This window comes from Acinetobacter portensis, from assembly GCF_023158935.1.
Taxonomy (GTDB): domain Bacteria; phylum Pseudomonadota; class Gammaproteobacteria; order Pseudomonadales; family Moraxellaceae; genus Acinetobacter; species Acinetobacter faecalis.
In genome coordinates this window covers 1,954,655-1,975,530 of sequence record NZ_CP096120.1, presented here as the reverse complement: position 1 = coordinate 1,975,530, position 20,876 = coordinate 1,954,655, and the positions used below count along the sequence as shown (strand labels likewise).

Genomic DNA, 20,876 nt, shown 5'->3' with positions numbered 1-20,876 from the left:
AAAGAAATAAAAAAACCAGCACATTGTGCTGGTTTTTTTAATGATCACTAACGCTAATTAAACTTGGTTATTTACATCATCATGCTTTGTTTCACGAATAAGCAAGAATGCTAAAAGTGAAAGAATTGATGCTGCTGTTAAGTAGTAACCTACAGCGTATAGACCATAACCTGTTGCAAGTTTAGTTGCAATTAATGGCGCAAAAGAAGCACCAAAAATACCAGCCATGTTAAATGTAAGCGCAGAACCTGTATAACGTACTGAAGTTGGGAAAATTTCAGATAATACAGTTCCGATAGGACCATAAGTTAAGCCCATAATTGCAAGACCAATACACAAGAATAAGAACACAACGAATGTGCTACCAGATTCAAGTAAGTCTGCAAAGAAAAGACCAAAAATAGCAGAAACGACACATACACCAATTGATGTTGCTTTACGACCAAATTTCTCTGCAAATACAGCAGAAAGTGGAATAAATGCAGCAAAACATAGCGTAGCAACTAATTGAAGTTGTAAGAACTCTTCACGGCTATAACCTAGTTTTGTTGTACCCCATTGCAATGCAAATACGGTTGTAAGATAGAACACAACAAAAGTACAAATTGCAGCAATTGTACCTAATACAAGCATGCCAGAATGCTTTTTAAATACCTGAATAAACGGAATGTTTACTTCTTTCTGTTTATCTAAAACTTTTTGGAACGCAGGTGTTTCATGAAGTTTTAAACGAATCCATAAACCCACAATTACAAGTAAAGCACTTGAAATGAATGGAATGCGCCATCCCCATTGCATGAATGCTTCTTCAGTCATGAAATAACCGAGAGTAAGGAATGAACCTGTTGCAAGAATAAAGCCGATAGGCGCACCCAATTGCGGGAACATACCGTACCAAGCACGTTTACCTTCAGGTGCATTTTCTGTTGCTAAAAGTACAGCACCAGACCATTCGCCACCCAAACCTAAACCTTGACCTAAACGACATAATGCAAGAAGCAATGGCGCTGCGATTCCAATTTGAGCATAAGTTGGAAGTAAACCAATACAAACTGTTGAAATACCCATGGTCAATAGTGCGGCAACCAGTGTTGCTTTACGACCAATTCGGTCACCTAAATGTCCAAATAATGCTGCACCAATAGGACGAGCAATAAAAGCAATTGCGAATGTCGCAAGAGATTGAATTGTTGCCGTCATTGGGTCTGTGCTAGTTGGGAAGAACAAATATGGGAAAATAATGACAGCAGCTGTAGCATAGATATAGAAATCGAAAAACTCGATTGTTGTGCCTACCAAGCTAGCAGTAAGTACACGAAACTTTGAATTAGTTGGTTGCTCAGCAGCAACAGTATTGGAAGACGACATTGGAGACCTTACACTTACTAAAATTAAAGAACTTAGTTTTAAAAGCGTAATCTTTTTAGAAAAACATAATTTCTTAAAAAAACAACGGCAACCGTCTCAATTCGACTCGCTCAGGGTCACTGTAATGAAGAATGAGATGATTAAATCACGTAGAGATAGATAGACAGAAATTGTGATCCTGCACCTATCAATACAAAAATATGCCAGATAGCGTGCGTGTATCTTACTCTTTTTAATGCATAAAACAATGCACCAATCGTATAAGATAATCCCCCAATGATTAAAAAAGTGAGCGCATCTTTCGTTAAATATGTCTGCATGTCGTCTATTACAAGCACTGCAAGCCAACCCATGACCAAATATGCAATGAGTGAAATTTTTTGAAAACGATGGATGAAAATTAACTTGAATAGTGTACCAATTAGCGCAATCACCCATAATGCGACTAATAAATACTTCGCTTTATCTGTTGGAATGGCAATTGCTAAAAAAGGAGTATAAGTTCCCGCAATTAAATAATAGATAGCGGTATGGTCTAATTTTTTATACCAAAAGCGTTTATCAGGTGTTTTTGCCATATGGTATAGCGTAGAGCCTGTAAAAAGCAGGATCATACTGAAACCATAAACCCAAAGCCCAATCCATTGACCTATGCTTAAATAGCTACCTTTGTATATCATGAGTGCTGTTGCGATACAGGCAAGTAAGGCACCAATTCCATGGCTCCAGACATTAATTCTTTCTTCGGAACTATCGTAATCTTGAACGAGTGGCGCATTCATAGGCTTATGCCATATTATTAAATATACAACTGTATAGTAATTCAATTTTCATTTTTGTGTAAGAACATTTACACTTTAACTGCAATTTACTTTAGGTTTTACTCATGTCTCAATTGGCAAATCTCTCAGTTCAAGAACAGCAATTTTTAGAAACCTTTCAGCAAGCTCTTGAAACACAAGGTTTTGATCGACTTATTTTTAGCCAATATAAAGGTGAGTTAGAGCAATTAGAAAAAATAAACCTAAGAGTCATTTTATTGCAAAATGAACAGTTTTTGAGCTGTTTATATAAATATAAGACGCAAGATGTCACTAAAAACTTTCCAATTAAACAAGCTATGGATGTTATTGTTGATCTTTTGAATGTGTGTAAACAAGCGAATTTAATAACATCTGAACAAGAACTTCAATTGAAGAAAAATAAGAAAAAAGTCATGTTAAGTATCAGTAAAAATAAACCTGTCGTTAAAGTAAGTGAACAGCAAGGGCATGATCGAGCTAAGCACCGTTTTGTTGAGCAAGATAGCTTGTTTTTACAGGGCTTAGGTATTACAGATGCTAAAGCGCAAATTATTCCAAGCATGGCGAGAAAGTGGAAACAGATTAATAAATTTGTAGAAATTTTTTCAGGTGCTTTAGATCAAATTAAAACGGATGATCATGCATTACATGTAGTCGATTTTGGTTCAGGTAAAGGGTATTTAACTTTTGCTTTATACGACTATATGACAAAGCACATTCAAACACCGCATGTTACGGGGGTGGAATTGAATGAAAAAATGGTTCAGTTCTGCCAAAAATTAGCTTCCGATGTTCAATTTAATCAGCTTGATTTTTTCCAAGGTGATGTACGTACCTACGCACCAGAACGTTTAGATGTAATGATTGCACTTCATGCATGCGATGTTGCAACAGATTTCGCAATTCACACAGGCATTCGTTTAAATGCACAAATGATTATGTGCGCGCCGTGTTGTCATAAAGAATTGCGTCCACAATTAAAAGCACCACTAGTTTTACAACCGATGCTTCAATTTGGCATTCATGCAGGGCAACAAGCTGAAATGTTAACGGACACTATTCGTGCCTTAATTTTGAAGGCTTATGGTTATGAAACGAAAGTTTTTGAATTTGTTGCGTTAGAACACACCAGTAAAAATAAAATGATTTTGGCTACAAAACGCAAAGACTATACTGAGCCAGATCAAGCGGTACTTGCACAAATACAAGCTTTAAAAGATATGTATGGTATTCAAAAGCATTCATTGGAGCTTCTAATGAATGATGAATGGGATCAGCAAGATATTGGTTGTAAGTGTTAAGGAACTAAAATGACAAAAACAAATGCATCTAACTACAAGATTGTTTCAGGTTCTTGGGAAGAGTTGAAATTAGATGCTCAAATGATTCGTACACGTGTATTTATACAAGAGCAAAATATTGCTGCTGAAGATGAGTGGGATGAGCAAGATTCTATTAGTCTGCACTTTATTGTTTATGATGATCATCAAGCCATTGCAACAGCACGATTATTGCAAAATAACAGTATTGGACGTGTAGCTGTTTTAAGTTCGCATCGTGGTTTGGGTATTGGGAAATTACTCATGCTTGAAATTATTCAGGTGGCTAAAAACCAAGGTCGAAATCAAATACATTTATCTGCACAAGAACATGCAATTCCTTTTTATAACGGGCTTGGTTTTAAGCAAAAAGGCGAGTTTTATTTAGATTGTGGAATTCCACATATTAATATGGATTTGTCTGTAATTTAAAAGTGAATCTTATAAAAAAGCGGGATCATTGATCTCGCTTTTTTAAAATCTAAATTATTCTTTTAATGCTTTAAAATCATTTAAAGCCACAATACAACAGCAGATAATCCAAAAAATAAGATATTCATCGCCACCGATAGACCATGTCCAAGCAAAGTGCCCACGAACAATATTTAAGGCAATGACAGCAACAAATAAAATTAATGCCGCGCCAAGTGCAGCATAGCGAGTGCATATTCCAAAAACTAATGCTAATCCACATAAAAGCTCACCAAGTGCGGCGCTATAAACCCAAAATTCAGGAGGATTTAGCCCAACGCTTGCAAAGAAATTGACGATGTTTAGATTGAGCTGCATGAAGCCATTAAACTTACCAAAGACTTCAGGAATTAAAAATAAACCGCAAATTATTCTTAGAATATTGGATGTGTTACTTAAATTGAATTTTGTTGAATTTATTGAAAAATCACTCGAATAAAATAACTGCATTATATGACTCAATCTTTGCATTTTTAATGTTCTAGTTTATGCAGGATTCACATGAATTTTCGGATCAATATAAGAACACTGTTTTTTTATTTTTGATTATAAAGTTTATATAGAATTAAAAAAGCGAGGCAATATGCCTTGCTTTTTTAAGATGCTTCATTCTTAATATTAATGACCATGTGCACTTGAAGCATCAGACATTTGAGCATGTTCATCAGCAGACATATTGTGCATATCAGCAGACATTGCTTCACGTTCAGCTTTATCTGCTTGAGCTTTATCTAAAGCTTCTTGAGACATAGCCGGTGCATTTTTAAAAGCATGTTGTTGAGTATTCTCTTTTGCTTTTTGACTTGGCATATAGTCAGGTTCGTTGCTTACAGCTAAATAGAAAAAGCCTAAAAATAGTATGCCACCAATGGTGAATAAAATAAGTGCTTTCCAGCCCCAAGGAGATTTTTCTGGAGATGTTTGATCGGACATAATCAATACCAATTGAGATGAAAAATTCATTAATTGGGTAATCTTATATCATAAAAGTACAAATTTAGGGCTGTATATTTGTGCCAAAGTGCAGATGTACTATTCAAAATTAAGCTTAAAATAGGTGCAATAAGCACCTATATAAACTGTAAAAGGCTATTAAATTAAGTCATTATTTTTGACTTTATCGATAAGTATTTGTGGTGCTTTAAAGCGCACACCATATTTACTTTCTAATACGCTTGCACGAGTTAGTACTTTGCTTAATCCATATTGATTTAAAAATTGTAATGCACCGCCTGTCCAAGCGGGAAAACCAATTCCAAAAATTGAACCAATATTTCCATCAATTGTAGAGGTTAAAACGCCTTCTTCTAGGCAGCGTAAAGTTTCCAGAGCTTGAATAAATAAAAAGCGATCAATCATTTCTTGTTCGGATATTTCCACTTCTTTTTTCCAACGGCTTAGGCCATCCCATAAATGTTTTTTTTCATCTTTGGGGTATTCATAAAAGCCTGCACCTGAAGCTTTGCCTTTACGGTTAAAGTGATGAATCATGGTGTGAATGACTTCTTCAGCACTTGTTAAGCTATCGTTTTTATTCTGGTTTGCTTTGCGTGCTTCATTCGCAACGTGTTCCGATAAGGTGAGTGAAACTTCATCTTGAATTGCGAGTGGTCCAACAGGCATGCCTGCTTTTAGGGCTGCCATTTCAATACGTGCAGGATGAACACCTTCGGCAAGAAGTCGAATTCCTTCTTCTACAAAAGTGAAAAATACTCGACTGGTAAAAAATCCTCGGCTGTCATTTACCACAATTGGCGTTTTACCAATTTGTAGAACAAAGTCAAAAGCTTTTGCTAAAGTTTCCGCAGATGTATTTTTCCCTTTAATAATTTCAACCAATTTCATTTTATCGACAGGGCTAAAGAAATGAAGTCCTATAAAATTGGCTCCATTTTTAGATGCTTTGGCTAAATCTGAAATGGGTAGGGTAGATGTATTTGATGCCATAACGCCACCATCGGCTAAAAAGTTTTCAGCTTCTTGTGTGACTTTGGCTTTTAGTTCTGAATTTTCAAACACAGCTTCAATAATTAAATCACATCCATTTAAATCGTTTGCATTTGCTGTGGCTGTTATTAAGTTAAGAATTTGATCTCGCTTTTCACATGCAAGTTGTCCTTGAGTGACTTTTTTATCTAGCAATTTTTGTGAGTAGGCTTTGCCTTTTTCAGCATTTTCAATAGAAATATCTTTTAGAACAACCGCAATTCCTTTGCTTGCTGTTACATAAGCAATACCTGCACCCATCATACCTGCACCTAAAACCCCAACTTTAGATGCCTTAGATTGAGCAATTTTTTGAGGTCTGCTCGCACCCGATTTAATTGTATTTAAGCCATGCCAAAAGGTACCAATCATGTTTTTAGAAACTTGACCTGTTGCTAAATATGTAAAGGCGCGCGATTCAATGGTAAGCGCTGTGTCTACATCTACTTGAGCACTTTCAACGACTGTTGCCAAAATGGCTTCAGGTGCAGGATAGCAACCTTTGGTTTTATCTCTTAACATTGCAGGAGCAATAGAAAGCATTTGTGCAATGTGTGGTGAAGCGGGAGTTCCACCTGGAATTTTAGATCCTTTGGTATCAAAAGGTTGTTGAGATTGAGGGTTGCTCTTAATCCAAGAAATGGCTTTGTCTAAAAGCTCTGTTTCATTTTCTGCGGTATTATGAATGAGACCCAATGAAACTGCTTTTTCAATGCCAAATTGCTTGCCTTCCATTAAGTACGGAAGTGCAGTTTGAATGCCTAGTAGACGAGTCATACGAACAATACCGCCACCACCAGGAAGTAGCCCTAAGGTGACTTCAGGTAAGCCAAAAGTAGATTCTGAATTATTTAAAGCAATACGATGATGACAACAAAGTGCTAATTCCCAACCACCGCCTAAAGCTGTACCTTTAATGGCAGCAACAACAGGAATTCCACGAGTTTCTATATAGCGCAGTTTAGTTTTCATATCTTCAATCATGTTGAAGAATTCTGTTGCATGTTCTGGTTTTGCTTGAATAAGTTCGTCTAAATCACCACCAGCAAAGAAGGTCTTTTTCGCAGATTGAAAAACAATACCAATGATACTTTCATCTGCTCGTAATTTTTCGACAGTTTCTGTGAGGGCAGCACGAAAATCTGCATTCATGGTATTGGCAGACTGATGAGGAGAATCTAGCGTTAAAATAGCGATGTTATCTGCATTTTTTTGGAATTGAATAGCGCTCATATTTTTCTCCTTATACCAACTCGATAATCGTGGCTATACCCATGCCACCGCCTACGCATAAGGTTGCTAAACCCCGCTTTTTACCTTGTCGTTCTAATTCATCTAACAGCGTACCTAAAATCATGGCACCTGTTGCACCTAAAGGATGCCCTAATGCAATTGCACCGCCATTCACATTTACTTTTGCAGGATCAATGTTTAATTCATGAATAAAACGTAAAACCACGGCAGCAAAAGCTTCATTGACTTCAAATAGGTCTATATCATCAAGTTTTAAACCTGCTTTTTCTAAGGCTTTTTTTGCAGCAGGTACAGGCCCTGTAAGCATAATAGTGGGGTCTGTTCCAACAAGCGCAGTTGCTAAAACTTTGGCACGTGGTTTTAAATTTTGTTCTTTTACTGCTTTTTCAGATGCCAAAAGTACAAGTGCGGCGCCATCTACAATACCCGATGAATTTCCTGCATGATGCACATGTGAAATAGCGCCAACTTCAGGATACTTTTGTAGTGCAATCGCATCGAAACCCATTTGCCCCATACTTGCAAAACTTGGCTTTAATGTACTTAAACTTTCTACAGTTGTGTTTGGTTTTATAAACTCATCTTTGGCTAAAATGGTTACGCCAGCTTTATCTTTTACAGGAATAATCGAACAATCAAAATAACCTAGTGTCTGCGCATAGGCAGCTTTTTTTTGTGATTGTTCTGCAAATGCATCGACATCTTCACGTGTATAACCATCAATACTTGCAATTAAATCTGCGCCAATGCCTTGTGCTACAAAATTGGTTGCTATATTTGATTCAGGGTCAAATACCCACGCGCCACCATCTGAACCCATAGGTACACGCGACATAGATTCGACGCCACCTGCAACAATTAAGTCTTCCCAGCCTGAGCGAACTTTTTGTGCTGCTAAATTAACAGCCTCTAAACCTGAAGCACAAAAACGGTTAATTTGAACGCCTGCGACATCATTGTCCCAGCCTGCTGCAATGGCTGCTATTTTGGCAATATCAGCACCTTGATCTCCAATAGGTGTGACACAACCTAAAACAATATCATCTACTTTAGATGTGTCTAATTGATGCCGATCTTTGAGTTCATTTAATAAAGTTGTGAGTAATGATATAGGCTTCACTTCATAAAGTGAGCCATCTTTTTTTCCTTTTCCACGTGGTGTACGAATGGCATCAATGATGTAAGCCTCTGTCATACTCAATTCCTTTTTTGTGATTTTTCAACTTTTTATTATTTGAGTGTACGGGATATTTTTTGAACTGCAATGATGAAAACGGAAAGGTCATTAAAGTTTTAAGCACAAAAAAGCCCATGTTAAACATGGGCTTTTAAAAATCAAAAATTAGTGATAACCGTGAAGCTGACGGTATAGACCAGGGGTTACACCTGTCCACTTTTTAAATGCACGGTGGAATGTACTTGTTTCACTAAAGCCAACTTGTTGAGCAACATCTTCAAGGGTTAATGCAGGATTCAACAATAAATGAATTGCGGCATCTCGACGTAAAGAGTCTTTTACACCTTGGTAGCTTTTGCCTTCCGCAGCCAAACGACGTCGTAAAGTTTGTGGAGATAAGTACAACATAGATGCAACATCATTCAATGTTGGCATTTCTTCACCAATTTGGCTCTTTAATACATCACGAATACGTGAAGTTAAAGAATTGGTATTTTTAAATTTCACTAGAAGTTGTGCAGGGGCAGCTTTTAAGAATTCTTCAAGTGTTTCTTCTGTTTGACGAATTGGTAAATCTAAATAATCCGCCGCAAAGGTAATTTCAGTGCGTGGTGTATCAAATTGCATAACAGGAGCGAAGAATAATGCATCGTATTCATCTGCATGGTTCGGGCGTTCATAACCAAAATGTACACGTTCTAATGGAATACGACGGTCAATTAACCACGATGCAAGACCATGCCAAATCATTAGCATACTTTCTGTAATGAAATGGTCAGGGTCACTCTCTTTTGGAATGAGTGGAACAAGGCGTGCTTCGTGTTTGTCACGCTCTAAAGTTACACAGCCTTCATCACCAAATAATTTATAGAATTGAGTTGAAAGCTCAAGTGCGTCGCCTAGGGTTTTTGCGTGAATAATCAATTGACACATAATGGCAAATGAACCTAAACGACGTGGTTGTAGATCGAAACCAACATGTTCGTCTTGGGTCACCATCCACAACATTTTCACAAATCGTGTGTATTGTTCTGGAGATATACGAGCTTTAGGTTGACGTAATAATTCTGCTTCAATGCCAACGTGAGACAGCAAGGTTTCTACATCCATGCCTAGGCGTTTTACCCCAGTCAGGGCAGCATTTACAAAGTGGATACTAATGGTATCTCGGCTCGCGTTAAATACTTCAGACTCTTTTGCGTTCACGTATATTTGACCTAAATGACATTAAAAAAATATATTTGGCAATTTACAAGATTGTTTTTGCCAATTTTGTACATGGTAAATTGCCGAAACTATCAAGGTCATTGGCTGAACATGACATTGTTTTTATACTTTTATCTTATTTGAAAAAGATAGAAAATATTTAAATTAGAGCAAAAACTCGAATATATTGTTATTTAAGTTATTGAATAATCTTGCTATATGGTTATGTTTTACCATTTTTGACACAAGTGTAAATTTGTAAAATTAAGATGCGATGTTTGTGCATATTTAATCAATTTGGTCAGTGGTTTTTTTAACGATAATGTCAATTTGAAGTTAAGTTACAACATTCAGATCATTTCAGATTTATTTTGAAGGAAAATTTATTTGCCGAAGTGACAATAAAAAAGCCTAAATTAAATAGGCTTTTTTACTAAGATGCAGAAAATTAAAAACGTTTTGGAATTCTTTGACCATTTGGAACAGGTACTTCTGCTTTTTTAAGTACGCCAAATAACCATGTTTCCGCATGATGTACAGCATCTTTTAATGCGTCACCTAGTGCTAGACGTCCTGCAATAAAGCTTGCAAGAGAACATCCTGAACCGTGATATTCACCTTCTAGACGAGGGCATTTGGTTTCAGAAATGAGTTCACCTTGAATATATAAAGCATTGCGAATGTAGTCGGGCGTATCTTCATGTCCGCCTTTTACTAAAACGGCATGCGCACCCATTTCAAAAAGTTTTGCTGTTGCTTGTTCTAAATCTTCTATGCCTGTTAATGCTCTAAGCTCGACAGTATTTGGAGTGAGAACTGTAGCTAAAGGAATAAGCTGTGCAAATGCTTTCACTAAAGTTGCTTGATCACCCAAAGAGCCACCGCTATTTGCAACCAAAACAGGGTCTAGAACATATTTGTAATCTGCATGTTTAGTTAAAAATTCTGCAAGTGCAGCAATATTATCTGTTGTGCCTAACATGCCAGATTTAATACACGTAATTGGTAAATCACCTACAATGGCATTGGCTTGAGCAAGTAGTAGCTCTTTTGATGTTGCTTCAAAACCAAAAACTTGTTGAGAGTTTTGAACGGTTAACGCTGTACATGCAATTGCAGCATGAGCGCCACTTTGACCAATAGCTTCAATATCTGCTTGTAAGCCTGCACCGCCAGATGGGTCTAATCCAGAAAAACAAAGTACTGTTGGGCGCACGCGCTCATCCTTTAATGATTCAATTTGAGGTAGTATAGGTAAAATTGACTCAACTCTCGATAGTCTTTTATATCGAAAATGTATAAACCCCAAGCCTTGCAGAGTTTGCTCCGTGATTAAAACAGTATTAATAGATTTAGATGGAACTTTAACAGACCCTAAAGTAGGTATTACCACTTCGGCACGTTATGGATTAAATAAAATTGGGCATCCTATTGCAGATGACGTAAATATCGATTGGATTATTGGCCCGCCATTAAAAGCATCTTTGGCTAAAATTTTAAATATTTCTGTAGATAATGATTTAGCTGAACAAGCTTTATTAGGATATCGTGAACGTTTTTCTGTAACAGGTTTATTTGAAAATTTGGTTTATCCAACAGTTGCTGAAACATTAAAAACATTAAATGAGTGTGGCTATACTTTATATGTAGCAACTGCAAAACCAACAATTTATGCCAAGCAAATTTTAGAACATTTTAATTTAGCGCAAAACTTTAAAGTCATTTACGGCAGTGAATTAACAGGCGAGCGTACCAATAAAGCTGAACTTATTGCTTATATTTTGGAACAAGAAAATTTGAATGCTGAACATTGCTTAATGATTGGCGATCGTGAATATGACATTTTAGGCGCGCGTAAAAATGGCATCGAAGCAATAGCAGTCGAATATGGTTATGGGGCAAGTGATGAGTTGGATAGAGCACAGCCTAAAGCTCGTATTCAGCAATTTGCAGATGTGCTGAAGCATTTACCTGCAATCAACTAATATTATTGTTATTGAGATGGGCTAAAAAATTAGCTCATCTCTAAATATAAACTTTCTTTAACTTCTTCCATCACAATATAACTGTGTGAAGATGCGGAAGATGGAAGCTTTTTCAATAAATCACCTAATAAGCGTCTATAAGCGCTCATTTCTTTTAAACGTGCTTTAACCAAATAATCAAACTCACCTGAAATTAAGTGGCATTCTAAAACTTCAGGAATTTCAATTAAATCTCGTGCAACTTGATCGAAAACATCGCCCGATTTGGCAGATAATTTAATTTCTAAAAATACCAATAAATTGCGATCAATGAGTTGTGGGTTCACGCGTGCGTGGTATCCCATAATAATACCTTCACGTTCTAGGCGCTTTACACGTTCTGAACAGGGTGTAGTCGATAAATTTACCCGAGATGCCAATTCGCTGATCGCAATTCGTCCATTTTTTTGCAGAATATTTAAAATTTGTCGATCAGTTCTATCTAAGGGGCGCATGAATAATTTCCTTTTATTCTCAAAAAATCAGGACAAAAATATTAAATTACCTAGATAAACGGTTTTAATTCAGTGAATTTAACTATCTAACCAAAAATATACTAGTTAAATCAACTAAAAGATATTCGAGGGATTCGAAATGCGCGTAATTGTTTTAGGTAGTGGTGTTATTGGTGTGACCAGTGCGTACTATCTTGCGCAGCAAGGAGCAGAAGTTACTGTGCTTGATCGTCAAACAGGACCAGCAGAAGAAACCAGCTTTGGTAATGCAGGGCAAATTTCTCCTGGATACTCGACGCCGTGGGCTGCTCCGGGAATTCCTTTTAAAGCCGTGAAGTGGATGTTCCAACATCATGCACCACTAGCTATTAATATTGATGGAAGCATGTGGCAATTGCAATGGATGGCGCAAATGCTAAAAAATTGTAGCGCCGATCGTTATGCAATTAACAAAGAGCGTATGGTTCGTGTTGCAGAATATAGCCGCGATTGCTTAAAAAAGTTACGAGAAGATATTGGTATTTCTTATGAAAACCGTTCAAAAGGCACGCTCCAAGTTTTTCGTAATGAAGCTCAGTTAGAAGCTGTTCAGCGAGATATTGAAGTATTAAAAGAAACAGGCGTTGCTTTCGAATTATTAGATAGCGAAGGTTTAGCACGTGTAGAGCCTGCACTTGCACAAGCGAAAGACAAATTAGTAGGCGGTTTACACCTACCAAACGATGAAACAGGCGACTGTTATATTTTCACAAACTCTTTAGCAGATAAGGCAAAAGAGATAGGTGTGAAATTTCAATTTAATTCAAATGTTGAAAAACTCATTGTAGAAGGCGATGAAATTAAAGGCGTATTGGTGAATGGTGAAGTACTCACTGCCGATAAATACGTACTTGCCTTTGGTAGTTATTCACGTGATTTCTTAAAACCGCTCGATTTAGATTTGCCTGTATACCCTGTAAAAGGTTACTCGTTAACTGTGCCAATTATTGACTCTGCTTTTGCGCCGCAATCTACAGTTTTAGATGAAACTTATAAAATTGCGATTACACGTTTTGATGAGCGTATTCGTGTTGGCGGTATGGCGGAACTGAGTGGTTTTAACTTGAACCTGAATGAAGATCGTCGTGGAACTTTAGAAATGGTGACACGAGATTTATTCCCAGGCGGTGACCTAGAAAATGCAAGTTTCTGGACAGGTTTACGTCCAATGACACCAGATAGCACACCAATTATTGGTGCAACTCGCTTTAAAAATTTATTCCTTAATACAGGTCACGGCACATTAGGTTGGACGATGGCATGTGGTTCAGGAAAATTAATGAGTGATTTAGTGCTCAATAAAACACCTGAAATTAGTACAGAAGGCTTATCGCTACAGCGCTATTCAGTTGCATAAGGTTTATTTGGTCGCTCAAGGAAGAGAAAATGCCACGTCCAATTACTGCAATTATTCATCATGAAGCATTGCAACATAATTTAGATATTGCACGCAAAAATATGCCTTACAGCAAAGTATTTGCTGTTGTTAAGGCAAATGCTTACGGGCATGGTATTGAGCGTGTTTATCATGCTTTTCAAGCCGCAGATGGTTTCGCATTTATTGATTTAGATGAAGGCAAGCGATTACGTGCTTTAGGATGTACGCGTCAACTGCTTTTGCTTGAAGGTGTTTTTGCTTTCGATGATTTGTACTTTTGCCAAAAACATCAAATCAGTTTCGCAATTCATAGCGAGCATCAAGTTCAATGGCTTGAACAATTTTCACAGCTCAACCCTGAAGCTAAATTCGATATTTTCTTAAAAATGAACAGTGGGATGAATCGTTTAGGATTTACACCTGAGCAATATCCACACATTTGGCAAAGGCTTTCAAAGCTGAACGTTGTCCAATCTATTACCCACATGACGCATTTTTCAGATGCAGATGGTGAACGTTTTGGACAAGATGGTGTGAAATATCAACAAGATATTTTTGAATCTATCACTCAGAAACTTGAGGGTGAAACCTCAATTAGCAACAGCGCAGCAATATTAAGACATTCAAATCATCTTCAGTCGGATTATGTTCGTAGCGGCATCATGCTTTACGGCAGTTCACCAGATTATCCAACGCATAATATTCAAGATTGGAATCTTAAACCAACCATGAGTTTAAGAAGTGAAATCATTGCTATACAGAATATCAAAGCAGGCGATAGTGTGGGCTATGGCTCAAACTTCATCGCTGAACACGATATGAAAATTGGTGTTGTTGCATGTGGTTATGCAGATGGCTATCAGCGTATATCACCAACAGGAACACCTGTATTGGTAGATTCTATTCGAACGACAACAATTGGGCGTGTCAGCATGGATATGCTTGTTGTTGATTTAACATCTATAAAAAATGCTCAAATTGGAAGTGAAGTGGTGCTTTGGGGATATTCGTCCCAAGGCGTTGTTTTATCAATTGATGAAGTTGCAACAACTTCAGGAACAGTTGGATACGAGTTGATGTGTGCTGTGACGGCACGTGTGAACTTTGTGCAATCACAATAAAAGGAAATAAAAATGTCTCAATCAGATATTCAAAGATTTAACACAAACGAAGTAATGAGTTCAGTTGTTGTATTTAACAAAGTTGTGTACTTGTCTGGACAAGTACCTAAAAACACAGATAACGATGTTGCGGGTCAAACGACTGAAATTTTAAATACAATTGATGAATTATTGGCACTTGCGAATACAGATAAAACACGCATTTTGTCTGCGCAATTATTTGTGAAAAATTTAAGTGATTTTCAAACTGTAAATTCAATTTGGATTGATTGGTTAAAAGGTCATGAAACACCTTCACGTGCAACTATTCAGGCAGATTTGGTTAATCCAAATTGGTTAATTGAAATTGCAGTGACAGCAGCACAAGCATAATTAAGTAATTTGAAAAATTATTTATAAGGAATCATGCGCACGTTTATTCATAAAATGATTCATGAATAAACGTGAAAAATAACATAAATGTTTGGTTTTAGGACTTAAATCAAAGTATGTTATCTAGCTTTGTAAAAGACGGTTAAATGGATGTTTTATTATGAAAACAACAGGTCTTGATGATACAAAATCATCACCAAATGAATTGCAACGCAAATTATCGAATCGACATTTACAGTTAATTGCGATTGGTGGTGCGATTGGAACAGGATTATTTATGGGTTCGGGGAAAACAATTTCTCTTGCAGGTCCATCTATTCTGTTTATTTACATGATTATTGGTTTCATGTTCTTCTTTTTAATGCGTGCTTTAGGTGAAATTTTACTTTCAAATTTACACTATAAATCTTTCATTGATATGGCAACCGATTTAATTGGCCCAGGTGCTGGTTATTATATTGGTTGGTCGTATTGGTTAGGGTGGGTACTTGTTGGTATTGCAGATTTAGCCGCAATTATTAACTATTTAGGTTTTTGGTTACCGCCTGATATGGCATTTACCCCAATGGGGCAAGCTTTAATTAGTGCAGCCTGCGTTGTTTTTATTTTAGCAATTAACCTTGTAACGGTTAAATTGTTTGGTGAAATTGAATTTTGGTTTGCCTTAATTAAAATTTTAGCCATTATTGCTTTAATTTTTGTCGGTGGATACATGGTATTCACAGGTTTCCAAGCACCAACAGGTTCAGTTGCAAGCTTTAGTAATATTTGGTCGCATGGCGGAATGTTCCCTAAAGGTGCAATGGGTTTCTTAGCCGGTTTCCAAATTGCAATGTTTGCCTTTGTAGGTGTGGAACTACTTGGAACAATGGCAGCGGAAACTAAAGATCCTGAAAAGAACTTACCAAAAGCGGTAAATGCAATTCCAACACGTATTATTCTTTTCTATGTACTGTCTTTGCTTATGATTATGGCAGTTACACCTTGGGTTGAAATTCCTGCAGATCAAAGTCCATTTGTGAGCTTGTTCTTGCATGCAGGTATTGCTACAGCTGCCATTATTATGAATTTGGTTGTACTTTCATCTGTAATGTCATCTATGAATAGTGGTGTATTCTCTACAAGCCGTATGTTGTTTGGTTTGGCGCGTGGTGGTCAGGCACCTCAAAAACTTGCAGAGCTTTCTAGACGTGCAGTACCTGCGAAAGGTTTATATTTCTCTTGCTCATTTATTATGATTGGCGCAGCGTTTCAATATTTTGTACCAAATACAATGGAAGCATTCACACTCGCAAGTTCATTGTGTGTAATTCTATTTATTAGTATTTGGGGCTTAATTATGGTGTGTTACATCCGCTATCGTAAGTTAAAACCTGAGCTACATGAAAAATCAAAATTCAAAATGCCAGGCGGCGTGGCAATGTCTTATGTTGTATTGGCATTCTTGTTATTTGCTTTGGTTATTTTAAGTTTAGAGCCAGATACATTAAAAGCTTTAATTATTAGTCCATTATGGTTAGTTATTTTAGCAGTAACATATAGAGTTCTTTATATGCCACGTGTTAAAAAACTAGATCAGTAATTATTCAAAATTGCTAAATTTAAAGCCATGGGTATTTAGGTGCTCATGGCTTTTTTGTATTTACTATTGTTGTGTATAAGAAGGCTGATTTAATTTGGAGATGGAAGGCTGTGTTAAGTAATAATAATGGGCAATATCTTAAATAAGTTTAAAGATGGGATATTGAAAAGGTATCTTTTTCGATCAACTGTCTAACTTTAAAATATTACTCTAGGCCATTACATAACAAAATTCGTAATCTTTATTTAAAGCAAAAGTAAAAAAGCCTCCAATTTAGGAGGCTTTTTTATGATATTTAATTTTTGCAAACTTTAGAAGATGGGTTTAACCACAACAAGAATAACAACTGCAAACAAAATCAGAGTTGGCATTTCATTGAAGTAACGCCAAAACTTATGTGATTTGTAGTGTGCGTTGTTGATGAGTTTTTTACGGTAATAACCACAAATTAAATGGTAAATCACCAATAAACCAACCAAAGCAACTTTAAGGTAAAACCACAATGCTTCGTGATAATGCATTCTTGCATCACCCCAATCCACTAAAAAGTGAGCTGTGATGAGTGTTGCAATCATGGCAGGCCACATAATACCACGGTATAACTTACGTTCCATGACTTCAAAGCGTTGATGACTTACGACATCCTCACTCATTGCATGGTAAACAAATAAGCGTGGTAGATAGAACAAAGCTGCGAACCAACATACCACGGCAATTATATGTAATGCTTTAACCCATAAGAAAGCATCTGAAGGAGCATCCATTGAATATCCTTTTTAGGGATTATTCATCCCACTTCTTGAAAATAAGGCAAGCATTTACGCCGCCAAAGCCAAAACTATTACTCATTACAGTATTCAATTTTGCTTCGCGTTTTTCAAGTACGATGTCATAACCTTTTGTACCTTCATCAAGTTCAGTCACGTTGATGTTTGGTGCAATAAAGTCATTTTGCATCATAAGAATAGAATAGATTGCTTCTTGAACGCCCGCAGCACCTAAGCTGTGACCCGTCATAGATTTAGTAGAGCTTAGCGGAGGAACATTACCTTCACCAAAAGCACGCCCCATTGCATTTAATTCTGTAATATCGCCAGCAGGGGTAGAAGTACCATGTGTGTTTACATAGTCAATTTTGTCTACGCCGTGTTGTTTTGCTTCTTCTAAAGCCATAAGGATACAACGTGTTGCACCTTCACCGCTTGGTGCAACCATATCTGCACCATCAGAGTTAGCAGCATAACCAACAACTTCAGCAAGAATTTTTGCGCCACGTGCTTGAGCATGTTCTAAAGATTCAAGAACAACAAAACCGCCACCGCCAGCAATAACGAAACCGTCACGGTCAGCAGAATATGGACGAGATGCAGTTTCAGGTGAATCGTTATATTTAGAACAAAGTGCGCCCATTGCATCAAACAATAAACTTTGTGACCAATGATCTTCTTCACCACCACCAGCAAGCATTAAATCTTGTTTGCCTAATTGAATTAGGTTGTATGCATAACCAATTGCATCGGCAGAAGTTGCGCAAGCACTTGTAATTGTGTGAGCAACACCTTGTAATTTAAATGCTACGCCAACGTTTGCTGTAATTGTGTTGGTCATGTTACGTGGAACAAAGAAAGGACCAACTTTGCGTGCGCCTTTAGTTTCTAAAAGCTCATTCATTTCAATTACAGAAGCAGTAGAACCACCACCTGAACCACCAGCAATACCATAACGAGGATTACCACCAAGTTGTTCAGCAGTTAAACCTGCTTGTTCAACCGCAGCAAGAGCAGAGTTATATGCATACATTGCACATACGCCCATGAAGCGTTTTAAACGACGATCAATACCATCAAAATCTTGAGCTGCAGCAGCACTTACATGGCTTTTGAAGTTTAATTCTTGGTAGACTGGATTAAGACGTGTTCCTGAAATCCCATTTTGTAAAGAGTGGTTCACTTCTTCTAATGTATTACCAATGCATGAGTTAATACCCATACCAGTGATTACAACACGTTTCATCTACAGATCCTTTATATGGTGACAATGTTGAGGTATGAGTTCTTTGTAGAAGCTCTTCTCAATATATTTTCAATGGGATCATAATAGCAGAAAGAATTTTGAATTCTTATGGCAAATATTATGCCTATTATTGGGTTGTTTGATGATTAAGCTTATATGTGTATATTTAAGTAAAAGATGCACAATAATATTGAGATAAACTTAGACTAAGCCTAGTATTTACTTAATAAACCGAATAATTGGGAGTGTGAGGAAGTATGAAAGATTCTGATAATAAACGATCAAGAGGATTCCTCACAAATGCTTTTGGAGTGGCTAAAAAGCTCAGTGAAGTTGGTATAGAGGTAATTCAGCAGGCAACCTCCAATGATATTTCTAAACAAAACTTAGCTTTAGATAAATCAAACGTTATAGAAGGTTCAGCTCGAACCAAAAGTATGTTTGAAGCAAATATATATGAAAATCCACAACAATTATTACGTACTCACGTGCCTCAGGTTTCAAGACAATTGTTTGGAAAACATTACGGAACGATAGATCGTGTTGCGAATTTTGTTGCTCCACAGTTCTCAGATAAAGTTTCAGATTATCTCTTCGATCAACTCAATACATTTACCAATAATATAAGTTCTGTAGATGCTGTGTTAGACGAAGCAGGCGTACAACATTTAGAAGAACTAACACGAGATGTCAGCCGTTCAGAAAGAATAAGTCGTGCTTTGGCAGAACAAAATAAATGGATTGCTTCGGTACAAGGTGCTGTAACAGGTGCAACGGGGGTAATTGGTTCTGCTGTTGATATTCCAGTATCTATAGTTATGTCTTTAAGAACGATTTATCAAGTTGGACGTTCTTATGGCTTCGAGCTAAATAAAGAAACTGAGCAAGAAATTGTTCAATATATCTTCAAACAAATTGATTTAGGCTTAATTGCAGAAAAACAAGCTATTTTGATGGCGATAAAAGCCATTTCAAATACATTAGAAACACATGATGTACATCAACTACAAAAACTTGTGGGCTCAAGTAACGATATTGAAGCCTTAAAGCGATGGCTTACCAATGAAGAGGGTGATGCTAAGTGGCAATGGTTGAATAGCATTCCGAAATTTTCAATGTTGACAAAACTTGCACCTATTGCAAGTGCATCTGTTGGTGCAATGTATAGTTGGAAGCTTGTTGAAGAGGTTAATGAAAAAGCGCAAATCGTGTTTGCTCAAGCGCGTGCATATTTGTTAGAGCAAAAGGATTCAGCTTTATCTCCACTGGAAGCATATGAAAAGTCTTTGGCTTTGGTTACTCAAATTAAACCTAAATTAATAGAGCAAATTAAAGCCAATGTTGATGCTAGCGTTAAAGATATTGAAGAAGTTGGATTAAAGAATAAAGATGAATTGGCAGGTGAGTCTGTAACGCAGACACCTATAAAGAAGGTAGCTACTCGAAAAACTCCACAAAATAAGGCGATAGGTTCTGAAGGTTCTGCAGTAGATGTGAAAAAAAGAGCACCAGTTAAAACGGCACAACAAAGAAAGCGTCCTGTTGTGAGTCAACCAACAGCAAAAGCCGCTAAAGAAAAGCGATAAACAGTAAGAGAAAATCAGGTTACAAAAAATTCAAAGAATTAGGCCGAATTGTATCTGTTTAAATAACAAGTCAAAAGTTGCTTAAATGTAGAAATAGTCGATATTTGGTATGTAGCCGAATATTGACCATTTCATTAACATGACATACAATTGCATGCCCTCAAAAAGTAGTATTTTTTGGGGCTTTTAATTAACGGGAGAATTGCCAAATGGCAACAACAAATCAGTTGATCCGTAAGGGTCGTACAACTTTGATTGAAAAATCAAAAGTTCCTGCGTTGAAGGCTTGTCCACAACGTCGTGGTGTTTGTACACGTGTTTACACAACTACACCTAAAAAACCTAACTCAGCAATGCGTAAAGTTTGCCGTGTTCGCTTAACTTCAGGTTTTGAAGTTTCTAGCTACATCGGTGGTGAAGGCCATAACCTACAAGAGCACAGTGTTGTTCTTATCCGTGGTGGTCGTGTTAAAGATTTACCAGGTGTGCGTTACCATACCGTTCGTGGTTCATTAGACTGCGCTGGTGTTAAAGATCGTAACCAGTCTCGTTCTAAATACGGTACTAAACGTCCTAAGAAATAATTCGTAAAGAATTAGATTTTAAGAACGTAATACCGCAATCCTTTATCGTCTCGCTTGTCTGATTTCTGCATTTAATTTTGTGAAATTCAAGCGACGTGTAGTAAGGCCAGCGAATTGTACATGACACTTTGTACTCAT

20 protein-coding genes are annotated in these 20,876 nt (G+C 37.0%); 9 read left to right on the top strand and 11 right to left on the bottom strand.

The genetic code is table 11. The annotated features are described in order from the left end of the window. Window positions 1-57: 57 nt before the first annotated feature. Together MZO21_RS09900 and trhA are read right to left on the bottom strand one after the other, a co-directional pair. The gene (locus MZO21_RS09900; protein WP_154772354.1) at window positions 58-1,368 is read right to left on the bottom strand and encodes an MFS transporter; all 1,311 of its coding nucleotides are present in this window, start codon (window positions 1,366-1,368) and stop codon (window positions 58-60) included. Window positions 1,369-1,508: 140 nt separating this feature from the next. Next, window positions 1,509-2,150, bottom strand: coding sequence for a PAQR family membrane homeostasis protein TrhA (gene trhA / locus MZO21_RS09895; protein ID WP_154772355.1), 642 nt, complete (start codon window positions 2,148-2,150; stop codon window positions 1,509-1,511). 104 nt (window positions 2,151-2,254) lie between these two features. Between trhA and MZO21_RS09890 the strand changes: the two genes are divergently transcribed. Both MZO21_RS09890 and MZO21_RS09885 read left to right on the top strand, forming a co-directional pair. Beyond that, window positions 2,255-3,472: a class I SAM-dependent methyltransferase gene (locus MZO21_RS09890; protein ID WP_248102510.1), complete on the top strand. Its 1,218-nt coding sequence runs from the start codon at window positions 2,255-2,257 to the stop codon at window positions 3,470-3,472. A 9-nt stretch (window positions 3,473-3,481) separates the two neighbouring features. Then, window positions 3,482-3,922, top strand: a complete 441-nt coding sequence (locus tag MZO21_RS09885) for a GNAT family N-acetyltransferase (protein ID WP_248102513.1) — start codon at window positions 3,482-3,484, stop codon at window positions 3,920-3,922. A 54-nt stretch (window positions 3,923-3,976) separates the two neighbouring features. Here the strand turns inward: MZO21_RS09885 and MZO21_RS09880 are convergent, their stop codons facing one another. The 6 genes from MZO21_RS09880 to MZO21_RS09855 all read right to left on the bottom strand — a co-directional run bounded on the left by MZO21_RS09880 (window position 3,977) and on the right by MZO21_RS09855 (window position 10,800). Then, window positions 3,977-4,411 (bottom strand): DoxX family protein, encoded by a 435-nt coding sequence (locus MZO21_RS09880; protein WP_248102516.1) that lies wholly within the window; start codon window positions 4,409-4,411, stop codon window positions 3,977-3,979. A gap of 168 nt (window positions 4,412-4,579) precedes the next feature. After that, complete coding sequence (locus MZO21_RS09875) at window positions 4,580-4,894, bottom strand: hypothetical protein (RefSeq protein ID WP_248102519.1); 315 nt, start codon at window positions 4,892-4,894, stop codon at window positions 4,580-4,582. 159 nt (window positions 4,895-5,053) lie between these two features. Further along, window positions 5,054-7,180, bottom strand: a complete 2,127-nt coding sequence (locus tag MZO21_RS09870; protein WP_248102522.1) for a 3-hydroxyacyl-CoA dehydrogenase NAD-binding domain-containing protein — start codon at window positions 7,178-7,180, stop codon at window positions 5,054-5,056. A 10-nt stretch (window positions 7,181-7,190) separates the two neighbouring features. Then, window positions 7,191-8,396 (bottom strand): acetyl-CoA C-acetyltransferase, encoded by a 1,206-nt coding sequence (locus tag MZO21_RS09865; RefSeq protein WP_248102525.1) that lies wholly within the window; start codon window positions 8,394-8,396, stop codon window positions 7,191-7,193. Between the two features lie 147 nt (window positions 8,397-8,543). Next, on the bottom strand, window positions 8,544-9,584 hold the full coding sequence (locus MZO21_RS09860; protein WP_248102528.1) for an AraC family transcriptional regulator: 1,041 nt from the start codon (window positions 9,582-9,584) through the stop codon (window positions 8,544-8,546). A 448-nt stretch (window positions 9,585-10,032) separates the two neighbouring features. Beyond that, entirely contained in the window at window positions 10,033-10,800 is a 768-nt protein-coding gene (locus MZO21_RS09855) for a hydroxymethylpyrimidine/phosphomethylpyrimidine kinase (protein WP_171501236.1), read from the bottom strand. Window positions 10,801-10,912: 112 nt separating this feature from the next. Between MZO21_RS09855 and MZO21_RS09850 the strand changes: the two genes are divergently transcribed. Further along, a complete protein-coding gene (locus MZO21_RS09850) occupies window positions 10,913-11,569 on the top strand; it encodes an HAD-IA family hydrolase (protein ID WP_248102531.1) in 657 nt (218 codons plus the stop codon). A 29-nt stretch (window positions 11,570-11,598) separates the two neighbouring features. On the opposite strand, the gene MZO21_RS09845 is transcribed toward MZO21_RS09850, so the two are convergent. Then, window positions 11,599-12,063 (bottom strand): winged helix-turn-helix transcriptional regulator, encoded by a 465-nt coding sequence (locus tag MZO21_RS09845; protein WP_248102534.1) that lies wholly within the window; start codon window positions 12,061-12,063, stop codon window positions 11,599-11,601. A 139-nt stretch (window positions 12,064-12,202) separates the two neighbouring features. On the opposite strand from MZO21_RS09845, the gene MZO21_RS09840 reads away from it, so the two are divergent. The 4 genes from MZO21_RS09840 to MZO21_RS09825 all read left to right on the top strand — a co-directional run bounded on the left by MZO21_RS09840 (window position 12,203) and on the right by MZO21_RS09825 (window position 16,555). Then, window positions 12,203-13,459, top strand: coding sequence for a D-amino acid dehydrogenase (locus MZO21_RS09840; RefSeq protein ID WP_154772364.1), 1,257 nt, complete (start codon window positions 12,203-12,205; stop codon window positions 13,457-13,459). A 29-nt stretch (window positions 13,460-13,488) separates the two neighbouring features. Further along, the gene (alr, locus tag MZO21_RS09835; RefSeq protein ID WP_154772365.1) at window positions 13,489-14,601 is read left to right on the top strand and encodes an alanine racemase; all 1,113 of its coding nucleotides are present in this window, start codon (window positions 13,489-13,491) and stop codon (window positions 14,599-14,601) included. A 12-nt stretch (window positions 14,602-14,613) separates the two neighbouring features. Continuing rightward, window positions 14,614-14,973: a RidA family protein gene (locus MZO21_RS09830; RefSeq protein WP_154772366.1), complete on the top strand. Its 360-nt coding sequence runs from the start codon at window positions 14,614-14,616 to the stop codon at window positions 14,971-14,973. Between the two features lie 160 nt (window positions 14,974-15,133). Continuing rightward, entirely contained in the window at window positions 15,134-16,555 is a 1,422-nt protein-coding gene (locus tag MZO21_RS09825; RefSeq protein ID WP_154772367.1) for an amino acid permease, read from the top strand. Between the two features lie 311 nt (window positions 16,556-16,866). Here MZO21_RS09825 and MZO21_RS09820 read toward each other — a convergent pair whose 3' ends face one another. Both MZO21_RS09820 and MZO21_RS09815 read right to left on the bottom strand, forming a co-directional pair. Beyond that, the gene (locus MZO21_RS09820; RefSeq protein WP_154772368.1) at window positions 16,867-17,319 is read right to left on the bottom strand and encodes a CopD family protein; all 453 of its coding nucleotides are present in this window, start codon (window positions 17,317-17,319) and stop codon (window positions 16,867-16,869) included. Between the two features lie 19 nt (window positions 17,320-17,338). After that, the gene (locus MZO21_RS09815; RefSeq protein ID WP_154772369.1) at window positions 17,339-18,568 is read right to left on the bottom strand and encodes a beta-ketoacyl synthase N-terminal-like domain-containing protein; all 1,230 of its coding nucleotides are present in this window, start codon (window positions 18,566-18,568) and stop codon (window positions 17,339-17,341) included. Between the two features lie 257 nt (window positions 18,569-18,825). On the opposite strand from MZO21_RS09815, the gene MZO21_RS09810 reads away from it, so the two are divergent. Beyond that, window positions 18,826-20,154 carry an EcsC family protein gene (locus MZO21_RS09810; RefSeq protein ID WP_154772370.1) on the top strand — a complete coding sequence of 443 codons (1,329 nt, stop codon included), beginning with the start codon at window positions 18,826-18,828 and terminating at the stop codon, window positions 20,152-20,154. 209 nt (window positions 20,155-20,363) lie between these two features. Further along, on the top strand, window positions 20,364-20,738 hold the full coding sequence (gene rpsL / locus MZO21_RS09805; RefSeq protein ID WP_004648013.1) for a 30S ribosomal protein S12: 375 nt from the start codon (window positions 20,364-20,366) through the stop codon (window positions 20,736-20,738). Window positions 20,739-20,876 lie beyond the last annotated feature (138 nt).

Bases quoted from the DNA above. Each gene is read 5' to 3' on its own strand.
- alr (WP_154772365.1), top strand. From the start codon at position 13,489: ATGCCACGTCCAATTACTGCAATTATTCATCATGAAGCATTGCAACAT.
- MZO21_RS09815 (WP_154772369.1), bottom strand. From the start codon at position 18,568: ATGAAACGTGTTGTAATCACTGGTATGGGTATTAACTCATGCATTGGT.
- trhA (WP_154772355.1), bottom strand. From the start codon at position 2,150: ATGAATGCGCCACTCGTTCAAGATTACGATAGTTCCGAAGAAAGAATT.
- MZO21_RS09865 (WP_248102525.1), bottom strand. From the start codon at position 8,396: ATGACAGAGGCTTACATCATTGATGCCATTCGTACACCACGTGGAAAA.
- MZO21_RS09900 (WP_154772354.1), bottom strand. From the start codon at position 1,368: ATGTCGTCTTCCAATACTGTTGCTGCTGAGCAACCAACTAATTCAAAG.
- MZO21_RS09880 (WP_248102516.1), bottom strand. From the start codon at position 4,411: ATGCAGTTATTTTATTCGAGTGATTTTTCAATAAATTCAACAAAATTC.
- MZO21_RS09825 (WP_154772367.1), top strand. From the start codon at position 15,134: ATGAAAACAACAGGTCTTGATGATACAAAATCATCACCAAATGAATTG.
- MZO21_RS09845 (WP_248102534.1), bottom strand. From the start codon at position 12,063: ATGCGCCCCTTAGATAGAACTGATCGACAAATTTTAAATATTCTGCAA.
- MZO21_RS09840 (WP_154772364.1), top strand. From the start codon at position 12,203: ATGCGCGTAATTGTTTTAGGTAGTGGTGTTATTGGTGTGACCAGTGCG.
- MZO21_RS09875 (WP_248102519.1), bottom strand. From the start codon at position 4,894: ATGTCCGATCAAACATCTCCAGAAAAATCTCCTTGGGGCTGGAAAGCA.
- MZO21_RS09820 (WP_154772368.1), bottom strand. From the start codon at position 17,319: ATGGATGCTCCTTCAGATGCTTTCTTATGGGTTAAAGCATTACATATA.
- MZO21_RS09890 (WP_248102510.1), top strand. From the start codon at position 2,255: ATGTCTCAATTGGCAAATCTCTCAGTTCAAGAACAGCAATTTTTAGAA.
- MZO21_RS09870 (WP_248102522.1), bottom strand. From the start codon at position 7,180: ATGAGCGCTATTCAATTCCAAAAAAATGCAGATAACATCGCTATTTTA.
- MZO21_RS09830 (WP_154772366.1), top strand. From the start codon at position 14,614: ATGTCTCAATCAGATATTCAAAGATTTAACACAAACGAAGTAATGAGT.
- MZO21_RS09810 (WP_154772370.1), top strand. From the start codon at position 18,826: ATGAAAGATTCTGATAATAAACGATCAAGAGGATTCCTCACAAATGCT.
- MZO21_RS09885 (WP_248102513.1), top strand. From the start codon at position 3,482: ATGACAAAAACAAATGCATCTAACTACAAGATTGTTTCAGGTTCTTGG.
- rpsL (WP_004648013.1), top strand. From the start codon at position 20,364: ATGGCAACAACAAATCAGTTGATCCGTAAGGGTCGTACAACTTTGATT.